General features: G+C 47.9%; 13 protein-coding genes. 12 read left to right on the top strand and 1 reads right to left on the bottom strand.

Annotation, left to right across the window (positions count from 1 at the left end; translation table 11 throughout):
* Positions 1–211 precede the first annotated feature (211 nt).
* From IC230_RS01030 to IC230_RS00975, 12 genes are all read left to right on the top strand, one after another.
* Positions 212–3,436, top strand: coding sequence for a SusC/RagA family TonB-linked outer membrane protein (locus IC230_RS01030; protein WP_191037101.1), 3,225 nt, complete (start codon positions 212–214; stop codon positions 3,434–3,436).
* A 72-nt stretch (positions 3,437–3,508) separates the two neighbouring features.
* A complete protein-coding gene (locus tag IC230_RS01025) occupies positions 3,509–5,155 on the top strand; it encodes a SusD/RagB family nutrient-binding outer membrane lipoprotein (RefSeq protein WP_191037100.1) in 1,647 nt (548 codons plus the stop codon).
* Positions 5,156–5,212: 57 nt separating this feature from the next.
* Complete coding sequence (locus IC230_RS01020) at positions 5,213–5,779, top strand: hypothetical protein (RefSeq protein ID WP_191037099.1); 567 nt, start codon at positions 5,213–5,215, stop codon at positions 5,777–5,779.
* A gap of 601 nt (positions 5,780–6,380) precedes the next feature.
* Positions 6,381–9,653, top strand: coding sequence for a SusC/RagA family TonB-linked outer membrane protein (locus tag IC230_RS01015; protein ID WP_191037098.1), 3,273 nt, complete (start codon positions 6,381–6,383; stop codon positions 9,651–9,653).
* Between the two features lie 81 nt (positions 9,654–9,734).
* Positions 9,735–11,378, top strand: coding sequence for a RagB/SusD family nutrient uptake outer membrane protein (locus IC230_RS01010; RefSeq protein ID WP_191037097.1), 1,644 nt, complete (start codon positions 9,735–9,737; stop codon positions 11,376–11,378).
* A gap of 247 nt (positions 11,379–11,625) precedes the next feature.
* Positions 11,626–14,667: a SusC/RagA family TonB-linked outer membrane protein gene (locus IC230_RS01005; RefSeq protein ID WP_191037096.1), complete on the top strand. Its 3,042-nt coding sequence runs from the start codon at positions 11,626–11,628 to the stop codon at positions 14,665–14,667.
* Between the two features lie 50 nt (positions 14,668–14,717).
* Positions 14,718–16,064, top strand: a complete 1,347-nt coding sequence (locus IC230_RS01000; RefSeq protein ID WP_191037095.1) for a RagB/SusD family nutrient uptake outer membrane protein — start codon at positions 14,718–14,720, stop codon at positions 16,062–16,064.
* Between the two features lie 2 nt (positions 16,065–16,066).
* Positions 16,067–16,966: a hypothetical protein gene (locus IC230_RS00995; RefSeq protein ID WP_223860152.1), complete on the top strand. Its 900-nt coding sequence runs from the start codon at positions 16,067–16,069 to the stop codon at positions 16,964–16,966.
* Between the two features lie 13 nt (positions 16,967–16,979).
* Complete coding sequence (locus IC230_RS00990) at positions 16,980–17,468, top strand: hypothetical protein (protein WP_191037094.1); 489 nt, start codon at positions 16,980–16,982, stop codon at positions 17,466–17,468.
* 4 nt (positions 17,469–17,472) lie between these two features.
* Positions 17,473–19,848 carry a M43 family zinc metalloprotease gene (locus IC230_RS00985; RefSeq protein WP_191037093.1) on the top strand — a complete coding sequence of 792 codons (2,376 nt, stop codon included), beginning with the start codon at positions 17,473–17,475 and terminating at the stop codon, positions 19,846–19,848.
* 143 nt (positions 19,849–19,991) lie between these two features.
* Positions 19,992–21,284, top strand: coding sequence for an OmpA family protein (locus IC230_RS00980; RefSeq protein WP_191037092.1), 1,293 nt, complete (start codon positions 19,992–19,994; stop codon positions 21,282–21,284).
* Positions 21,285–21,407: 123 nt separating this feature from the next.
* On the top strand, positions 21,408–22,070 hold the full coding sequence (locus IC230_RS00975) for an endonuclease III domain-containing protein (protein ID WP_191037091.1): 663 nt from the start codon (positions 21,408–21,410) through the stop codon (positions 22,068–22,070).
* 9 nt (positions 22,071–22,079) lie between these two features.
* Here IC230_RS00975 and IC230_RS00970 read toward each other — a convergent pair whose 3' ends face one another.
* Entirely contained in the window at positions 22,080–22,616 is a 537-nt protein-coding gene (locus tag IC230_RS00970; protein ID WP_317171738.1) for a hypothetical protein, read from the bottom strand.
* Positions 22,617–22,631: the final 15 nt, after the last annotated feature.

Here is a 22,631-nt window from a genome sequence, read left to right as displayed (position 1 = left end):
AGTAGCTACTTTTTTAAGAATCTTTTAGTTATAGTTGAAATTTGACAATAAATTGTAGATATAATTTAAAGCAAAATATTATTTTAATAAAAAGTATTTTATCGTAATAAAAGATTGAAATTTTTTAAATCATCAGAAATATTGTTGGCTAAGTCGCTTTTGATATATTTGTACAAAGCACTCTTTTCTTAATCTAAATTTAATCTTATTTATGAGGGGAATTCTACTAGTGGGTATGCTTCTGCTATGCTCACTCTGGGTGCCGGTCTGGGCCCAGGAGAGGACCATTACGGGCAAAGTGACAGCCGCTGAAGATGGCTCACCCATACCCGGCGCTTCCGTTGTCCTGAAAGGAACATCCAGAGGAGCAAATACAGATGCCGACGGTTTGTATTCGATCGTTGTGCCGGGCAAGAATAACGTACTGGTTATCAGTTTCGTTGGCACGGCTAGCCAGGAAATTGAAATTGGTAACCGCTCGCAAATAAACGTTAGCCTGATCGCCGATGCGAAAAGCCTTCAGGAAGTTGTTGTTACGGCTCAGGGAATTGTACGGGAACGAAAAGCGTTGGGTTACGCCGTTACGTCCTTAGACAATAAATTGATTGAAGATCGCCCGCAGGCGGATGTCGGCCGGATTTTGCAGGGAAAAATTCCGGGGGTCAACATCACCGCTACGTCCGGGGTATCGGGCACGGGCACAAACATTACCATTCGCGGATTCTCCTCAATTACCGGTTCAACCCAGCCTCTTTTTGTCGTTGATGGGGTACCGTTCAACTCCAGCACAAACACACGGGGCGGCCTGGCCGGTCAGGGTGGGTTCACGGGCGGAAATCAGACAGCCTCCAGCCGGTTTCTGGATCTGGACCCGAATAACATCGAAAATATTAGTGTTCTGAAGGGTCTGGCTGCAACCGTTACGTATGGCGACCAGGGCCGAAACGGTGTCATTCTGGTGACCACCAAAAACGGCAGCAAGAAAGCGCGGGCTACTGAATTTACAGTGACGCAATCGGTCTTCACCAACACGGCTCACCTGCCAACGTATCAGAATGATTATGTGGGTGGATTTGTGCAGAACCTGGGTTACTTCTTTAGCAACTGGGGCCCTACGCTGGATGAAATAAATAACTACCCCGCGTTGAATACCAATACCGCCTTTACAAACCACCCCTACGCCTTTTTAACCAATGCGACCCTCAGGGCTGCCATGGCGCCGTATGTGGCTTCGGTTACACCCTACAAAATGCAGATCTACCCCGATAACGTGAAGGATTTCTTCCGGACCGGGATTATATCGAATACCTCGCTGAATATATCGGGAGGAAGTGAAAAAGTGGGTTATAACATTTCAGCAGGCTATAACAAAGAACAGGGCTACATACCCGAAAACGGTCTAACCAAGTTAAATCTGGGGATGGGTTTACGAGCGCAGCTGAGCAAAAAACTTAGCGCCAATGTATCGTTTAACTACGCTAACACCGACCAGCTCTCACCGCCATTGAACGCAGCGCAGGGAAATAACACATTGGGTGGTTTCCCGTCGGTACTGGCCAATGTGATGTTCACGCCCCGCCAGGTCGATTTAATGGGCTGGCCGTTCGAGAGCCCGGTAGATCTTAGTACGGTTTATTTTCGGTCGGGTAACGACATTCCGAATCCCCGCTGGATTCTAAAAAATTATAAAACGACGGGCGTGGTCAATCGATTCTTCACAACGACCAACCTGACTTACGACATCGCCAAAGATCTGATTCTATTATACAAAGTTGGTTTAGATACGTATAATGAAAGCCAGGAGTATAAATTCAACAAAGGCGGGGTCGACTTCGTCAATGGTTTTTATAACACCTACGATGTTCGGAATACGATCTGGGACAACAGCATGATCTTGTCCTATACCAAACCCGTAGGTGAGCGGTTTACGCTGTCGGCCCGGCTCGGTGGCAACATGCGTAACGATAGAACGAACTACAGTTTTGTTGTTAGTCAGAATCAGCTGGCCCGAAATTTATTCCGGCATAACAACTTCATTGATAACGTAGCGTACAACGGTGAAGTTGAACAAACCCGAATTGGGGTCTTCGGCGAAGTAACGGCTGATATCAATGACTACCTCTTTTTGAACCTGGCCGCCCGGAACGACTGGACCTCTACGGTTGAAGTTGCCAACCGCCAGATTTTTTATCCGTCGGCTAGCCTCTCGTTCGTGCCGACTTCGGCCTTCGCGGGTTTACGGGCTAACAACGTACTGAATTTCCTGAAAATCAGAGCCGGAATAGGGACATCAGCTGGTTTCCCGAACCCCTACAGCACCCGAAGCGTACTGAATCAGAATGCCAGAGGCTGGTTGAACTCATCGGGTACAACGGTCCAAACGCATTCGGTTGATAACGTATTGGGAAATCCGAACCTGAAACCTGAATTGCACCAGGAGATCGAGCTGGGGATTGAAGGACGACTCTTCAATAACAAGTTGAGTTTCGATGTTACAGGTTACCAGCGTACTACCCGTGATTTAATTACAAACACGCCGTTAGATGCTTCTACCGGCTATACCGCTACGACAATTAACATCGGGAAAATACGTAACGAAGGGATTGAAATCAGTGTTTCAGGAACACCCGTTAAAACAGCTGCTTTCTCATGGGATGTTACCGGCGTGTTCTCACGTAACATACCAAAAGTACTTGACCTGGGTGGTACGCTTCAGGAAGTGCAGATTTCCGGATTTGGTGGCTCTTTAGGTAATTACGCCGTTGTGGGTCAGCCCTTTAACGTGATCAAAGGAACTGGGTACCGACGTAACGAACAGGGCCAATACCTGATCGATGCCCGCGGGTTTTTACTGACTACCACCTCGCCAATTGTGCTGGGTGATCCGAATCCAGCTTTTACATCCAGCCTGATCAATACGTTTAACTTTAAAGGTTTATCGCTGAATATGATGTGGTCGTACCGCCACGGGGGCGCTATGTATGCCACAACGGCGGGTGCTTTGCTGGGCCGTGGCTTAACTATCGACAACAGTCTCGAAGCGGGCTTCGACCGGGCGCAAACCATGATCATTCCGGGCGTGAAGAATTCAGACGGGACTCCGAACGACATTCAGATCGCTACGCCCAATTTCTACTTCGACAACTACTATTTCTTTGGTGATGAAGGCCGGATTTTCGACGGGTCGACCATTCGTTTGCAGGAGGTGACACTCTCTTACCAACTTCCTAAGCGGTTGTTGAGCAAAGTGTCGATCAAGGGCGCATCGATTGCTCTGACTGGTAACAACATCTGGTATCGGGCGATTCATTTCCCCAAGGGATTAAACTTCGATACGGATAATCTGGGTCTGGGTGTTGGGAACGGGTTAGGCTTTGAGTTCCTGACGGGACCAAGCTCACTACGTCTGGGCGGTACGTTAAAAATAACTTTCTAAACAGTAAGGCAGAACGTAATGCGCTAGTACTAACTACGTATCGTTCGATCTCTTACGTCAATCCTTGTTACGATGATCAAGAAAATAAGCACCAGTATACTGATCGTGTGTGCTGTTGTTGTCAGTTCCTGTAAACTGGATTTGCTCGACAATCCGAACGCGGTAACGACAAACAACACCGACATAAATTACCTGCTCAATTCCATTGAGATCAGTTATAAAGACCACTTCAACCAGATGAGTGATCCGGGTATGCGCCTGACGCGCCTGCTCAATCAGGGGTCGGCTATTTACGATAACGCCGTTTCGCCTGGTAACTTCGATGGTGCCTGGAATACCTCCTATGCGGGCTTAATGACGGATGTGAAAACGCTGATTCCACTGGCCGAAACGGGCGAGTTGTTCGTTCATGCGGGTATTGCGCGCACCTTACGAGCTTCGGTTCTGCTTAATCTGGTTGATGCGTTTGGAGATGTTCCGTACACGCAGGCGATTGATGCAACTAATTTCAACCCCGGCGTCGATTCGGGCGAAAGCATTTATACGGCGGCCCTGGCAGAACTGGACAAAGCCATCGCCAATTTTGCGGCCACCTCCAAAGCCGCTGCAACGAACGATCTGATTTATGCAGGAAACGTCGACAACTGGACACGGGCGGCTAACACGCTGAAATTAAAAGCGTATCTGAACCGTCGGTTAATCGACAGAGCAGGCGCAACAACGGCGATCAATGCCCTCATTGCAGGTGGTAAACTCATTTCGACCGCTACGCAAAATTTTACGTTCAAGTTTGGTTCGAATCTGACAAACCCCGATACAAGGCATAATCGCTATGCGGGTCAGTACTCACCAACGGGTGGCGGTGATTATCAGTCAAACTCGTACATGGGAGCGCTGTATTCGTCGAAAGGCTTTCAGGATCCACGTATCCGGTTTTATTTTTATCGCCAGACGGTTAGAAACCCAACGGATGTGAATGCACTTCCCTGCGTAACAAGCACTAAGCCAGCCCATTATTCGGATGCAGACGTCTTTTGCTTACCCAGCACGGTTGGCTACTGGGGTCGTGATCACCTCAATAACGCGGGCATTCCACCCGATGGTTTATTACGTACCGCCTGGGGCCTTTATCCGGCCGGTGGTCTGTATGATAACGACGCGGGTGTTCCGGTTTCGCTGGGCGCCGGTGCTGGTGGGGCTGGTATTCACCCGATTATGCTACGTTCGTTTGTCGATTTTATGCTGGCTGAATCAGCATTGACGCTGGGAACAACTGGCGTAGCAAAGGATTTACTGAAATCAGCTGTCGAGAAGTCAATGGCAGATATTAGAACCTTCGCTCTGGGAACCATTGAAAGCGCTAAAATTTCGACGTTCGAATCCGCCAATAACATCGTCTGGGCTGATCAGGTAACCCGCTACGTCAACAAAGTTCTGGCGGATTATGATGCGGCAACAACAGCCGATGCCAGACTGAACATCATTGCGACCGAATACTGGCTGTCGCTGCATGGCAACGGTGTTGAATCGTATAACCTATACCGTCGCACGGGCAAACCAGCCAATCAGCAGCCTGGTCTCGATCCGAACGCTGGCGCATTTCCCCGCTCGTATTATTACCCATCAACGTACATTACGAGAAACGCAAATGCCAAGCAGAAAGCGAACCTGACGACGCCTATTTTCTGGGATAATAACACAGCTGGTTTGTTGAAATAATACCTGATATTCAGTTTTTTAGAACTATATATGGAACTTGTCAAAAATAGATTACTGATGAAAAATTGTCTGACTTTTCTGTTGTTGAGCTCGTTGGCTCTGGCTTGTAAGACGGATATAATTAGTAAGATTGATGAACCGGCTTTGGAACATGGAGGCTATGTTCGGACCGTTACACCTTACCCCGTCACGACCACTACGTTCAATGTCAGCAAAGCGAACATGGGTGGCACGAAGATGGAGTTTCTGGCCGAAGCCGTTACCCAGGATAAAGGGGCGCTATTTGCGTCGTATGATTTGACGATCCGCTTTGTCGATGCTACTCCAGCCAACGGTACAAAAACGACTGCCTACGTAGCGTTGAAATCACTGGCGGCTTCTTCGTTCACCAAAGACCCAACGACGGGTTATCCACGATCAACGATAGCGGTTACAGGCACGGAGGCTATGACGGCCACCAAGCTGGTTGATGCTGATATTTCTAACGGCGATCGTTTTGAGATCAGCGGCACTATGAAATTGACCAATGGACGATCATTCTCTGCCGCCAATACGTATGCGGACGTCACGAGCGGCCCTTTCTTCACAACGCCTTTCTTGTATCGTCTGAATGTAGTGAACTAGTATCAGCTAGTTGAAGCAGTTCTATGCAGTAAAGAGACCAACTAACTTGGTCTCTTTATTTTTTTATCAGTGATACGATCACGAGCAATTCCATTCGGCTGTAGTTACCAGCAGAGATACGTCCGCCCAATACGCTGCCGAACGTTTGGTATCTAAATGTGGATAATTGTCGCTTGGAAGAAGCTGTTTGTTTCTAAAAAAGATAATGTAAGTACAGCAAGATCAAGTTTATACACCCAGAAATTCACTTCTGCGGATAGATTATAAAAGTTTTTTCAGAAGCGCTCTTTCTGGTGCAACATAACTATAATAAGATCTGTCTTTACTGGTTTTTCTTTTCGAATTGAACTATTCCTAGCTGACAAAAAAGGTACAGCAATTACTTAGTTAAATTCCCCCAGGTTTTATAGTCGAGAAATGGACTAATTGTGTTTTTAATTGAATCTTAATGATTGATAGATCAAAATATTGTTTTGTGTTATCTGCAATACTGCAAATGATTATCTGTTGATTAGTTTCTAGACAAAAAATTTGTATTGTATTTTTCCGTTATCTAGTTTTGTAGATACAAACATGTTTTTTTAACTAACCTCAGATGTAAATGAGTAGAATTCTATCAGTGAGTTTCCTCTTGGTATGCTCACTCTGGTCCACTGCGTGGGCCCAGGACCGGCGGGTTACGGGTAAGGTAACCTCAGCTGAAGATGGTTTGCCTTTGCCGGGTGTTTCGGTTGTGCTAAAAGGCACAGCTAAGGGCTCGAACACCGATGCTGCCGGTACGTATAGTGTTGAAATTCCCAGCGACAGAGCCGCTACGCTGGTATTTAGTTTCGTGGGGGTTACTACGCAGGAAGTTGCGGTCGGTAATCAGTCTGAAGTAAACGTAAAACTGGTGGCCGACAACCGTCAGCTTTCAGAAGTTGTTGTGACCGGAGTTGGCGTAGCTACCGATAAGCGGAAGTTAGGCATCGCCGTTGAAGCGGTCTCCTCAAAGAATCTGCCGCAGACACCCACGGCTTCGATTGATCAGGCTTTAGTGGGTAAGATTGCGGGAGCACAGATTTCCAGTGGAAACGGTACGCCGGGCGCTCCTGTAAACATTGTGCTTCGAGGGATCAATACCATCAATCGCGGAACCGCGCCCATTCTGCTGATTGATGGGGTGCAGGTCGATGCGACCAACTACGATTCAAACGGTAACCTTAATAATAACCCAACTGCTTTGCTGAGCAGCATTGACCCAAATACCATTGATCGGGTCGAGATTGTTCAGGGGGCTGCGGCCGCTACGTTGTATGGAGCGCAGGGCGCCAACGGCGTTATTCAGGTATTTACCAAGAAAGGAAAAACCGGTCGACTGAACGTTGATGTTTCATCGAGCATTACGCGAAGCGAATATCTGAACGTCGGTGGTGTCGCTAAATCGCAAAATCATGGGTTCATCGTCGATGGCAGTAATAATGTTATCGGCACGTCGACCAGGCCGCTTGAATTCAACCCGAATACGTTGCTGTATAGCGAAAACGTGCAGTACAATCCGCTTGACGTAAACAACAAAGCGGATAAGCCTTACAATGCCAATCTGAAATATTACGATCATTACGCGTACTTCTTCCGTCCTTCGAATACGTACAACAATAGCGTTGCGTTGACGGGCGGTAGCGAAAAAGTTGACTTTGCCATATCGGCATCAAATAACCAGCAGGAAAGTAACGTCATCAACAACGGAAATTATCAACGGAGTAATCTGATGTCAAATATTGGCATTCAGTTAGCCAAAGGGCTTACCTTCCGGACAACCACGCAACTGGTCTATACAAGAAGCACGATCAAGACAAATGATCGACTCATTATGTACGCGGTTAATAACGCCCGGCCTTTTGCCGATTTCTCGGCACTGGACCCCGATGGAAATCCCGGTGTATATTATGGCGATGCCGTGGGGGTAAACCACAACAATCCTGGCTACTGGCAGAGATACACCAACAACAAGGATAACAAAGTGGACGTGATTCAGAACTTCAATCTGAACTACAAAGTCAATAAATTCCTGGATCTTGACGCTAAGTACGGGGTCAACTACTCGAAGCAGGAAATCGTAACAACCTATCCGAATCAGACCAAAAACCGGAACGTAATAGCGCTCAACAACAACAGCTATCGGGGCTATTTTGCCAACGATCCGTCGGGTGAGATTGATAACAACAGCATGACCACGACGTATCAGAACTTCCTGGCCAGTGCATTTATCAATACCGATTTCCAGAACGATTTTAAATTGTCCATTCCGATCCGGACCAGTACGCAGCTTTCGTTTGATTATCGTAACCGGAACTTTCATCAGTTCTATACGTACACATTAGGGTTACCAACCTACGAACCCTTTACGGCTGCTCAGTCGTCTACTTTCCGAGTCCCTGGGATAGTAGCTGCATCCTCTGGACGGCCAGGGCTTCCCGGTGGCGGTGATTACACTGAACCATTTATTACGTATGGCTATGTTTTCAACCAGCGTATCGACTTTGGTGAACTGGCGGGTATTTCGGGCGGTTTCCGGACCGATTACTCATCGGCGTTCGGTAGTGGTTCCGAACCATTCACGTTCCCGCGTGGTGATGCTTATTTCCGGCTATCGGCACTGAAATTCTGGGAGAACAGTTCGGTGGCTGGTTTCTTGCCTGAGTTAAAAGTTCGGGCCGCCTACGGGCAGGCTGGTATTCAGCCAAGACCGTTTGATCGGTATCAGGTTTTGAGTGCTGTAACGTTAGGTACGTCTAATGCGCTTTATACACCTGCCAGCCAGCCAAATCCTGATCTGGACGTAGAGGTTTCTTCGGAACTTGAAATTGGAGCTGACCTAGCGTTTACGCCTTCAAAAACCTCGAACTGGTTAAGCAGTATTCGCTTATCAGCTACGTATTGGGATCGTTCGACGAAAAACGCCATTTTCGATGTAAGTGCCATTCCGTCTTCTGGAATCAATTCCATAAAAGATAATGCGTTCTCACTGGCATCCAATGGTTTCCAGGCGTCGTTGAATGCAACCATTGTTCGGACGAAAGATTTTTCGTGGAATCTAACGACCAATTTCGGTAGACAAACCTCGAAGATTACGGCTGTTAAAAACAATGCTGAAGTCGTTGTGTTGTCGAGTGCCGGTAGTTCGAACTACGTATTAAAAGCTGGTGAGAAAATCGGTCAGTTATACGGCTACGTAACAGTTCATTCGCTCGATCAGAAGGACCCGGCCGGAAACCTGCTCATCCCAGCCGATCAGCAGGCCAACTACACCGTAGCCAGCAATGGAATCGTGGTGAGCAAAACGACCAAACAGCCCTTCTTCTCCGCGAATAAATACAGTTTTGGCGATCCGAACCCGACGTTCAACATGTCGTTCATTAACGACTTTACCTTCAAAAACTTCCTGACATTCGGTTTCCAGTTCGACTGGGTTCAGGGTAGCCACATTTATAATCAGACGAAAGAGTGGATGTATCGGGATGGTATCCATGCCGACTACGCCAACCCGATCACGATTGATGGAAATACAGGTGCCTGGACGGCCTTCTACCGGGGTGTATATGCCCAACGGCAGGCGAACGGTACGAAAGATTATTTCTACGAAGATGCTTCGTTCGTGCGGTTGCGGAACGTGCAGATTGGCTTTGACCTGAGTAAAGTTGTGAACGTACCGGTGCTACGTCGGGCGCAATTAGTGTTTTCGGGTCGTAATCTGTTAACCTTCACCAAGTATACCGGCTTTGATCCGGAAGTTAGCTCGGGTACGGGTAGCTCAGCCTGGGATCGTGGTACCGATCACAACACCATGCCGAACCTGCGTTCGTATCAGGCTACGCTTAATATTGGTCTTTAATTTTTCGGAAGAAGGATGATAGAGACGAGAAAACTTTTCTCTTGTATGCCATCCTGTCGACAAATCTTCAATGACTTATCAATGAAAAAGATACAAATTTTAGTAGCAGCGCTGATACTGGGTTTTGCTACGTCCTGCAAAGAGCAACTGGACGTAAAAAACCCGAACCAGCCGCTCACAACAAGTGCCAATACCGAAGCCGGTATTATCAGTTTTGCTCAGGGAGCTGCTTATATCAATGGCAGTAAAGAGATTAAAACGGATCTCTACGACGGTGTTCCTGGCTATTTTTGGTCGGGAGCAATGGGTTTCCACGAACTGATGGGAGATATTGTCGGCGAAGAAGCCGCTAACCAGTTTGGTAATCAAGTGGGGGCGCCTGACTACGTTATTCTGGACGATGGTTCAAAGGTGCTTAATCCGAATGCGCCTAACACGCAATATGCATTGATCCGCCAGCTGGCTAATTTCAATTCCAATCAGGGTTCCAATTTCCTGTTCCACGAATGGTGGTATATGTATTCGCTCAACAGCCAGATGAATAAAGTGCTGGCTCTGGCGGATCAGGTTACGTTTACGGGCAATGCTGCTGCTAAGAAAGCCGCGATTCAGGCGTGGGCTTATTGGTGGAAGGGGTTTGCTTATTCTCGTTTAGGATCGATCTACTATGCCGGTCTCATTGTAAATGAGGCCAACGGAACCAATAATAACTACGTAACGAAAGAGAAGCTGATTGAAGAGGCAAACGCTAACTTAGATAAGGCGGCCGCTTTATTAACAGCCAGTTCAACGGATTATACAGCAGTGATGACACAGCTTATTCCAGCCTTCAATCAGGTAGGGAAAGGGGGCGTGCCAACGCCGGATATGTGGAAACACAACATTAATACCTTAAAGGCTCGCAATCTTTTGGTAAACACGCCATCGAAGAGTCTGACAGCTGCTCAATGGGCGCAAATTCTGACGCTGACGAATGATGGGATTGGCGCTACAGATAATGTTTTCACCGGTCGCTCGAATCAGAATGGTGACTTCCTGAATCCACAAACGGGTACCGTAGCGGCTAAAGCAACGGGTGATCCGTCCGGTGGCGCTACGTACAAAATCAGTGAGCGATTGATTCAGGATTATAAAACAGGCGATCAGCGGTTGGCCAACAACTTCACGCAGCGTGCTACGCCCTGGATTGGCGAGAGTAGCCGGGGGAATGCATTCAACACCCGCTGGGCTTTAGTTGACGGAGGCAAGAAATTAGCGGGTGTAGCTACGTTAAGTGACCGGACAGCAGGTGGAACAGAACTATATCTGGCCGGCAGCTACGAAGAGAATGAGCTGATGAAAGCTGAAGCGCTTATCAATACGGGGAAAATTGAGGATGGTCTCAAGTCAATCGACGCTGTTCGGAAGGCACAGGGAGCTGGCTTAGCTGCCGTGGCCGGTACGAGCCTAACGCTTGATCAGGCTAAAGAAGAGCTTCGGCGGGAACGCCGGGTCGGCCTGGCTTTCCGAAACCTGTCGTTCTATGATGCCCGTCGATGGGGGGTTATTGACGACGTATCGAAGGGTGGCGGACGTACTAACGCAGTCGTTGTTGACAAAGCGGGTAAGGTCAGTACAAAGGCAACGATTAATTATAACTTCCTGGATTACTGGGATGTACCCGATAATGAACTGGTTTATAACAAGCCGGCTGATGGCAGTGCAGCCGTCAAGAATCCGAAGTAGGTCAACCCGGCCAACATAGACCAACGAACAAAAAGAGGCTCTTCGACAAAGTGAAGAGCCTCTTTTTGTTCACATGATGTTAGTTTCATGCTAAATTTAATCTGTTTATTGCCACGATTTCCTCTGATTAATTGTATACGGTAACAAGGAATTTTACGTTTAAAAATACGTAGCTTGCTAAGCTTTTTTCCATAGCTTATTGCGCTATATTAACACTAAAGAAAATTATCTGGCATATAATCTATACATGAGAAAATTTTACGGTCTATTTCTCTGGTCTGCGCTGCTGGCTATTCTACCCGGTTGGCTAATAGCCCAAGGATTGCGTATATCAGGCAGAGTTATTTCGGCGCAGGATGGGCAACCTATTCCTGGCGTTAATATTGTCGTTCGGGGCACTACCAACGGTGTTAGTACCGACGCGAATGGAAACTATAGCATTGCCATTCCCGATGGAAATGCTGTTCTGATTCTTACCTCTATTGGTCTGGTAACGCAGAACGTAACGGTGGGTAACCGTACGGTTGTCAACATTCAAATGCAGGAGTCGATCAATGAATTGACTCAGGTTGTTGTAACGGGGTATAATACCACGCAGCGCAAAGATATTACGGGTTCGATTGCTACCGTCTCAGCTGAAAAGTTCAAGGACATTCCAGTCACAGGTGTAGATCAGGCATTACAAGGCCAAGCTGCCGGGGTACTGGTTACTCAATCGTCGGGAACACCAGGTGGTGGTCTGAGTGTGCGAATACGGGGTAATACATCCATTTCTGCGTCCAATCGTCCTTTGTATATTATTGATGGTGTGCAGGTCCAGAATGGAGCTTTATCGTCAACGGATAATTATGGCGGCCAGACCGACAACGCATTGTCATTGCTTAATCCCAATGATATTGAGTCTATTCAAGTCCTGAAGGATGCTTCTGCTAAGGCAATCTATGGGTCCCGGGCGGCTAATGGCGTAGTGCTTATTACGACAAAACGAGGGAAAGCCAATCAGAAAACAATAATTACGGCTGATGTTCAACGGGGCTTGACGGATGTGGTTAAGCGTCCCAACTTATTAAACTCCTCACAATTGCTGGATTTGCAGCGTGAAGCCGTTACCAATGCCGGTCAGGACCCAGATAAGTTAGGTTTAATCAAAGGCGTTACCGATGGCATAAGCACCAACTGGCTGGACATGATTCTGCGCAAAGGAGTCTATCAGCAGTATCAGATTTCGACTCAGGGTGGTAACGAGCGCACCCGGTTTTACCTAAGTGGCAATTACCGGGATGAAGAAGGGGTTTTGATCAATAACCAGTTCAATCGAATCAGCGGGACAATGACCGTTGACCATAATGCGACTCCGAAATTGTCGTTCGGTGCGAATATAACAGCCGCACGGGCGCTTAACAGACGAGTCGCCGGCGATAATTTTCTGGATGGTGTGTATTCAGGGGCTACCCGAAGCTTACCCTATTATGCTCCTTATAATGAACAGGGTAAATTGTATGTTCCTGGAGACGCTAACTATCCAGGTTTTCCAAATTTCAACCCTGTTGCCGAAGCAACGCAGCCCCGACAAAATGTACTGACCACAAAAATGCTGGGTGGTGTCTACGCTCAATATGAATTTCTCCCAAACCTGCGTTTTCGCTCCAAAGCCAGTGTGGATTATAACAGCATCATAGAGGATGTTTATTTCCCTACCTCAACCGCAACGGGCGGTTATACGACAAGTCTCGGTCAGCAAGGTTACGGCGAATTTAATACGAATCTAGCCGCTACGTTTACGAGTACGAACACGCTAACCTATAACACACTGATTGCCGAAAAACATCGATTGAACCTCTTGGGAGGAGTAGAAATTATTAAACGGACAAACCGCACCAGTTCCGTTAACGGCAAATTTTTTCCGAGTAATGACTTTACATACATTACGTCTGCGGGCGTAACGGATAATGGAAGTTCCAGACTGGTTTACAGCGGTCTTTTTTCCGGATTTGGTGAAGCAAAATATGATTATAAAGACAAATATCTTGCGCAGGTAACGGCTCGGTATGATGGATCGTCGCGATTTGGGCCAGATCGTCAGTTTGGTTTCTTTCCGTCAGGATCAATCGCCTGGCGGCTTTCGGAAGAAGAGTTCATGAAGAACTACGGCTTTTTGAGTGATATTAAGTTACGGGCCAGTTACGGATTCACGGGCAATGAACAGATTGGTGATTTTTTATTCCTGGGAACCTGGGCGGCAGCTACATACAGCGGGTCGTCGGGCTTGGGGCCCGCTCGTCTGGCTAACCCAAATCTGCAATGGGAACGCACGCGTGAAGCCAATATCGGGCTGGATGCTTCTTTTTTCGATGGCCGATTGAACGTAACGGTTGACGCGTATGACAATCTGACGGATCAATTACTATTTGCTCAACCCATTCCGCTGACCTCTGGTTTTGCCAGCGTGCAGGGTAACATCGGTAAAATTAGCAATCGGGGACTGGAGTTGACGGTTTCGACGGTGAACATAAATACTAATGGTATTCGCTGGAATACAGACATAAACGTATCGCTCAACCGAAACAAAGTAGTTGAATTGGCTACCAGTGAACCCTTATACAGAGGCTATCAGGCAAGTGGTGTTGCAGGCACGAATGTGGTTTTACCAGGGCAACCGCTAGGTACGTTTTGGGGATTAAAATTTCTGGGTGTTGATCCTGCCAATGGAAACGCTATCTACGAAGATAAAAATGGCGATGGGCGTATTACTCCGGATGACGGACAAGTGATTGGGAATGCACAACCGAAATTCTTCGGGGGCTTTACGAATAGTCTGTCTTACAAAGGATTCGACCTCCGGGTATTCTTCCAATTTTCATACGGCAATCGCGTATTGAATCTCACAAAGCAGGGATCAGTTAATGCGGGATCTTCGATTCAGGAAAATCAGAGTGTTGATGCGTTAAAGCGATGGCAAAAAGAGGGAGATATAACCAATGTACCACGTTACATTTATCAAAACACCTATAATAACTATCTAAGTAGTCGATTTATCGAAGACGGCTCCTACTTACGATTAAAAAATGTTACGCTGGGGTATAATTTACCTAAGACCTGGGTAAGTCGTGTCAAACTGTCGAATGTGAGACTATATGCTTCAGCTACCAATATATGGACGTTAACAAACTATTCAGGTCCTGACCCTGAAGTCAGTACGTTGGATGGATCAACAACCGCTCAGGGAATCGATTTCAACACGTTACCGCAGGTGAAAAATATGATGGCTGGTCTGACCGTAACGTTTTAATGGGCTACGTCTCAATCATTCATATTCGGAAAGTACACTTTCTAGCTACCATGAAGTCTCATAGCCTACTTTTTATACTACTGTTCGGTTTACTTACGTCCTGTCAGGATGTACTGGAACCTAAATCCTACGATCTGCAAATTGACGAAATTACGTTAACGCGGGCCGCCGACGTGCCATTGGTACGTATCGGTTTATACAATGCTTTCCGGAGTCTGACCTCGGATATCGTCATTGCAGGTGATTTTACAGCAGACAACATCAAGCATAATGGTACGTTTGCCTCGTATCAGGAGTTTGGTACCAAACAGATCACGTCCACCAATTCGGATGTACAGGACTTCTGGGCGTCTGTGTACCGGACGATCTACGTGGCCAACTTCATTCTGGAGAAATTGCCGACCGTTAGTGGTGTAACCGAGGATAGCCGAAAGCAGTTAATTGCGGAAGCTCGTTTTCTGCGAGGGCTGGCAAATTTTTACGGCGTGTATACGTTCGGTGATATTCCACTGGCGACCAATACCGATCAGGCTACCAACCGAAATATTCCGCGAACAGCTAAAGCAACGGTCCTGACGGCTGTTCTGGCCGATTATACAGCGGCTTTGGCCGACTTGCCCGACGATTCATCGACGGGGGCAGCGTATGTCTCAAAGCGAGTGGTGCAGGCAGCTTTAGCCCGGTTTTATTTGTATCAGAAAAACTGGGTGCAGGCCGAAACGAACGCCACAACAGTCATTAGTTCGGCTAAGTTTACGATCGTTCCTGATTTTAATACCATTGTTAATCAGAACTTTACGGCAGAATCTATTTTTGAAGTGGGCTATACCCAGAGCGATGACCCGGCAACGCTAAACAATTTGTTTGTCAGTCGTCGGGAGGTTATTCCTTCTGATCAACTGATAATTGCTCTTAACTCAACAGAATCGGGTACACGTGCGGCTACCGCTAAATTCGATTTTGCTCAACAAAAGGGAAGCGATAATGGCTGGACCGTTCAGAAATACGGCACTGCCATCGCAGGAAATGCGAATATTGTTGTGTTCAGGTTGGCTGAAATGTATCTGATTCGGGCGGAGGCCCGGGCGCAACAGGGTAAATTGTCCGGTACAAGCGGAGCCGTAGCGGATGTTAACGTATTACGAACGCGGGCAAAAGGGGTTGCTTTGGCCGTTGGAAGTCAGGCAGATATTTTGCTGGCTATTGAGCGGGAACGTCAGTATGAGCTGGCGTTTGAAGGACATCGCTGGTATGATTTAGTCAGAACCGGACGGGCGCAGGCGGTAATGTCAGCTTTCTCCCCTAACTGGAATAGCCGGTATGAATTATGGCCCATTCCTCAGTCAGAAACTTTACGGAATCCAGCTTTACAAGGTGCCCAGAATCCAGGGTATTAATTATGGAACGAGTTGCAACAATGATCAGACGATATAAAGTGCGTACCTATACGGTACTGGGTTTTCTGCTGGTAATGGTAGTGTTTGCCTGCGAACAGACCGACATGACCCGTACGTTTGAAGGACCCTATTTCGTGCGTTTTACGGATACTACGTTGGCCTACAAAGAAAGTTATAGTAAGCCGATCGCTGTCGAAGTACATAATGTTGGACCGCAGTTGGATCAGCCCATCACAATTACCTATACAATAACTGGGTCGGCGCGCGAAGGAAAAGAATATACAATTGTCGGTACGAAAGGAACAGTGGTAATTCCAGCTAAGAAAAGCACGGGCGCGATTTCTGTCCAGCTTATCAACAATGCCAATAATATCCTGGACTCACAAACGCTGACGTTCACGCTAACGGGGGTTCAGCCCAGCAACCTGCAGGTAGGTTTTGGCAAGGATAATGTTATCGGGAAAAGCCTGACGCTGACTATTCAGGATGATTGCCTCTTGGGAGGGAATTATACGGGGAGCGGTCGCGTGGGAACCCAAACCTATACAGCTTCAGATCCTCAGATTACGAGTAGCGATTGTAAGAGCTATCTACTCAGTAACTGGAATATCGGTTTGTCAAATTTTGTGGTGGTTGGCAACAGTACCTTGTTTGGGTTTAACGCTGAAAAGCCGACCCTGACCTTTATTGATAACGGCGACAATTCGCTCACGATTCCCACCCAGACAAATGCCGACCTGGGGTCGAACGGTTCGCTCAGTGGCACGGGTGCCTGGAACCCCCGCAATCGCCAGATTACCCTGAACCTTCAGGCTAAAGTTCGGATTCAGATGGTTCGTGATACCGTTACCACATATCGGGATACCACACTTTTATTTACGCAGACTTACACTCCTCAATAAGCGTCTTTGACTCATGAAACAACTCATACGTTTTCTGCTGATACCAAGTGTGATTGGCTGGCTGATTAGTGGATGTTCTGAAAAAATTGACCCTAAGCCATCAACATATTCTCAATTGCTAACGGGTACGGAAAAGAAAACCTGGCGAATGGTATCTGTCTTTATTATCGATCAGGGCCAGTCATCGGGTGTGATTCCTGCCTCTCAGCTTACCCCCTGTATTGCAGATGATTTGTTAACATTCTACGCGAATGCTGAGCACAAGTTCGAAGCCAGTCAGGGAACGAATATCTGTTATCCAAAGTCGCCGGATATTTATGTGACGGATACCTGGGATCTCGTCAACGCTAACGCTACGTTAGATTTTTATATCCCCTTACTGAACGGCAAATATCCCTGGATCATCAAGAACCTTACCGCCACTGTATTGACAGTGGAGTATTATTTCCCAGATATCAATGCCAGCTATCGGTTTACGTTTAATTCTGTTACGACCAAATAGGTATATGAACCGATTATTACTTATTTTTTTGCTGGGTGCTTTTTTGCATCTAACCGTGTATGCACAGACGCCCATTCGGAAGGCCGAGCAGTGTGCTACGATGGAAATGGATAGCTTACTGCGGGCTAAATATCCCCAGTTAGGTACGCTGAATGACTTTGAGCGTGACCTGCAACTAAAGATATTCGACCTAAAAAAGAAGATGCAATCGGGCCGGCTTGCCGCTACGGTCATTACGATCCCCGTAGTTGTCCACGTCGTTCACAATGGTGAGGCTGTTGGCTCAGGACGGAATCTAAGCCAGGCGCAGGTGCAGTCGCAGTTAGCTACGTTGAATGAGGATTACCGCCGGAAACCAGGAAGCAATGGTTACAACGAAAACCCGGTCGGGGCCGATATCGAAATAGAATTTTGCGCTGCCGTAGTGAATCCCCAGGGCCAGGCTATGGCGGAACCAGGAATTGATCGCTATAATGGTAACCGCGCCAACTGGAACCGTGATAATATTGAAGGTGTACTGAAGCCAAGTACGTACTGGAATCCCGATAAATACTATAACATTTGGGTCGTTGATCTGACTGAGCAGTTAGCGGGTGGCGGTCAATTGCTAGGTTATGCCCAGTTCCCGAGTCAGTCAAATTTACCCGGTATTCCATCGGATGGACCTGCCAGCACCGATGGTGTTGTCGTTGATTATCGCTCGTTTGGGAATGCATCGAAAGGGAGCTTTCCAACCATGCGTGATACGTATAATCTGGGGCGCACACTGACGCACGAAACGGGTCACTGGCTGGGTTTACGGCATATTTGGGGAGATGCTAACTGTGGTGATGATTTCTGTTCGGATACGCCTACGCAGGCTTCGGCCAGCAGCGGCTGCCCGGTTGGGCGAGTTAGTTGCGGATCAACGAATATGGTGCAGAACTACATGGATTATTCCAACGATGCCTGCATGAATATCTTCACCATTAATCAGAAAGACCGGATTCGAGCAGTCATGAACAATAGCCCACGACGGGTGAGTTTGCTGACATCCAATGTTTGCGGAACTGTAGTGGCAACGCGTCCTGTATCCAATTTCCGGGCTGATAACCAGCAGGTACTATTAGGCGGTCAGATCAAATTCACAGACCTGTCAGGCGGTTTCCCAACAAAATGGGAATGGACATTCGAAGGCGGAACACCGTCTACATCAACCGAACAAAACCCCACGGTTACGTATAGCCAGCCTGGTACCTTCAAAGTCACACTAGTTACCTCGAATGCTATTGGCCAGTCTGACCCCTTGGTACGCACTGCCTACGTTGAAGTGCTCAATGCGGGTCTCTGTAGTGATATGACGAACTTCAATGGTACGCCTACCGTAATTAGAGAAGCCAATGGAACGGGCTATCTGGCTGGGCAAAACAGTCGTAGATCGCAGGCTGTATCCGAATTTTTTCAAAACAAGCTGGGCTACACGAACTTAGCGGGGGCTTCATTAAAGTTTGGCGTCGCGAAAGCCGCCAGAGGAACGGCTACGGAAGCGGTAGTGACCGTAACGGTATGGAATGGGCGGGGTTTTCAGAACGGACCGGGGGCCATTCTAACGCAGAAAGACGTTCCACTACGCGATATTCTTAACGACGTCGCTAACAATCGGGCGACCACCGTTACCTTCGATCGGAATATTCCGGTCAACAGTCTACCGTTCCACATCGGCATTACGTTACCCTACGTAGCAGGCGATACGGTTGCGCTGGTAACGACTCGCAATGGAGAATCGCTTCTGGCGACATCCTGGCGGCAAAATCAACAGGGCAACTGGCTTCGGTATGCCGACAGCTTAGGCGTAAACGTAGCGCACAACATAGCTGCCCGAGTGGGTCAAAAAGCGTCGGTGCAGGTGGCTTCTTCGGCTATCTTTATCGATCCGGGCCAGACCGTAACCCTGAACGCGAGAGGAGCAAGTATCTTTACCTGGGCCGGTGCCGGACTAAATACAACTCTGGGTGCACAGGTAGTCGTCCAGCCAACCCAGACCACATCGTATACCGTCGCCGGTTCAGGGCTCGATTTATGCAGCACAACGGCAGTTGTGACGGTGAATGTCCGGGCGGGTACTGTTACGTCCACAACGCCCTTGGCGGAGCAGGCTTTACAGGTGACGCCCAACCCCAGCGATGGGCAGATGATGGTGTCATTTAGTGGTTCGCAACGGGGAGCACTGACGCTGGGTGTCCGTAACGTAAACGGCATTGAGCTGATTCAGCAGAAACACCAGAAAACTGCGGATCTTTTCCAGCAACCGCTCGACCTAAAATCCTCACCCGCCGGGGTTTACTTCGTAGAAATCCGAATCGGTGAGCAGGTATTTCGAAAACGGGTGGTGAAGCAGTAAAGACAACCAATTATACAATGTCCTGAAGATTAGTTGCTAGGCTAATCTTCAGGACATTTTTGTTTTTAGCGTATTCGATTAAACCATAAACTAGCGGGTCTCATCAAACGTTTATAGTGTATAATCTTTTGTAAACAACGACCATGAACCGCCTATTACTTCCCTGTCTGATCTGGCTCCTGACCCTATCGGGATTACGCGCGCAGGTGCAGTATACCACCGAAAGCCCACGGGTAGACGATGTGAACGACACCGACGTGATTATCAAGCGTGTCGAATTGACAGACCAATACACAATTATCTACATGAAGTTTCAGTCTCCTCAGCAGCGGTCGTCTGGTCGATCCTGGCCTTTCCCAATTCCAATGCCAAGGAACGGTAGTATAGAGGAACCAGGTAATAATATAGGTTTTCAATCAACTGCTCGCTTGTATGTAAATCAGGGCGAACGGTCGTACAAGCTGATTCGGACGGAAAATATTCCGGCAGAAATGCGCCGGAATGTACAACCGGGTGAGCGCGTTGATTTCGCGGCTTATTTCGACCGTATTGACCCTGGCTATACAGTTTTTGATTTATTTGAATGTAAAGACTACCAAACGAAAACGGGTAAAGTTGTTTGCTTCAATTTCTGGGGCGTACACATCATCAATCCTCGTAAGAAAGACACTTATGCACAGCGTACGCCCAAAGCTCCAGCGCCGGTTCAGCCGAAAACACAGCAGCCCCGCTATACCCCTCGTACGACGCCCGGCGTTGGTATTCCAGACAAAACACCGAAGTCCGCAGAGCCTGCACCAGCGCGGGAAACAGTCGTTGCAATCAATGGCGTAACGCGGGATGTCAAAACAAAACAACCTATTGCAGCCACCGTTACGTATCGGTTGTTATCAGGTGCCGAAGCGTCGGGCGACGATCCGGCCGATTCAGTGAAGAGCGCAATCCCCACCGGTACCTATCGAATTCCGATTGATCGTCGGGGCGTTTATGCGGTAACGGCTTCGGCCAAAGGGTACTTTAGCCAGAGTGACACGCTGGCAACAAATCGGGTCGACGTAGCGCGCGATTTCAATCTGGTTCCGATTGAAGCAGGGGCAAAAATCACGTTAAAAAATATTTATTTCAACGTATCGAAATACGACCTCAAACCCGAATCGTTTCCTGAACTGGATCGGCTGGTAACCGTTATGCAATCGAACCCGACCATGCAGATTCGGCTGGAAGGGCATACCGATACGGTTGGTGAGTTCGATGCAAATGTCGAACTGTCGCGGAACCGGGTCAATGAGGTGAAGCGGTATCTGGTCGATAAAGGAATCAGCACCGGTCGAATCGAGACTGTCGGTTATGGTCCTTCGCGACCCATTAACACAAATAAGAGCCTGAAAGAACGACCCGAAAACCGGCGGGTTGAAATGGTGATCGTAAAGGTGTAAGTTGACTGAACCGCACGGGCGGCCCCGCGCACTGGCAAAGGCGCAGAGATAATCGCAGCGTATGCCGGGAAAAAATTCTGGCGAACGCTGGGCCATCTTTGCATCCTTTATGTTTAAGAGTACATGAAACCTGACTTTGACCTCAACGTTGTTCTTTCCCGTATCGAAGAAGCCATTCGGCCGTATCCAAAAGCGGCTATGTTCGATCTGTTTGAACGTGGCTATACTACGCTGTTCGAGCAATTGATTTCGTGTATTGTATCCATCCGAACGCTCGATGAAACGACCATTCCCGTCTCGTTACGGCTATTCGAACAGGCCCGGACGCCCGAGCAACTTCTCCAGTTAGATATTCCTACGCTAACAAACCTGCTCTACGGCACTACGTATCCCGATCAGAAAGCCTATACCATGCGCGGCATTGCCGAACGTATCATTCATGAATTTGATGGCGAATTGCCAGCGGATTATGTTACCCTCACCTCACTGAAAGGCGTCGGGCCGAAATGCGCGAATCTGGCATTAGGAGTAGCAACGGGGCAAGCGGCCATTAGCGTCGATATTCATGTCCATCGGGTCGTGAACCGCTGGGGCTACGTGCAGACCAAACAGCCTGAGCAAACACTGAAAATGCTGGAAACAAAAGTGCCGCACGACCAGTGGGTGAATATCAATCGGTTACTGATGCCTTTCGGAAAACATATATGCACGGGCACGCTTCCGCACTGCTCAACCTGTTCCGTATTGGAATGGTGTGAACAGGTAGGCGTTGACCGGCACCGCTGAGCAGATGGATTATGGTTTAATAGCCATCATGGCTTCTTTCAGACTGACTAACGTAGCGCGGCACGATTGATCCAGTTGCTGATACAGACCCGCTTGTTGCTGGGCCATCTGCTCTGCCAGCGTTTGGTTTTTAGTCGTGTCGGTTACTGACTGGTTTATTTCGGCTACCGTAGGGCTGGAAGCCTGGATCGGTAAATGCATACCCTTGTTCTCGGCCACTAAATCGGTTAACGTAGCGCGGTAACGCCCGAACTTTGGCTCAATTGTAAGGGTATACCGGATGAGCTGGTTATCAATGTCGTAAGATGACCGGACGAACAGAATATTATGCTCCTGATCATACTGCTGCTCGGTTGTCACACTCGGCTGATAGTGTTGCCCGGCCCACGCGCGTACTTGCTCCATAATCTGGCGGGCGGGTCGTTTGCTATCGGGTACGCGTACAACTTCCTGATACTGAACCTGACCTATATCGTTGACAGGTAATTTGACTTGGGCTAAAGCCGTAGATGAGCAGAAAAATAAAAGCAGAAATACGTAGTTCACAATAGTTAATGTCGG

The organism is Spirosoma validum, assembly GCF_014699035.1.
In the GTDB taxonomy this organism is placed as follows: domain Bacteria; phylum Bacteroidota; class Bacteroidia; order Cytophagales; family Spirosomataceae; genus Spirosoma; species Spirosoma validum.
Note: the sequence above shows the minus strand (reverse complement) of the source record. Positions and strands in the feature narration are given on the sequence as shown.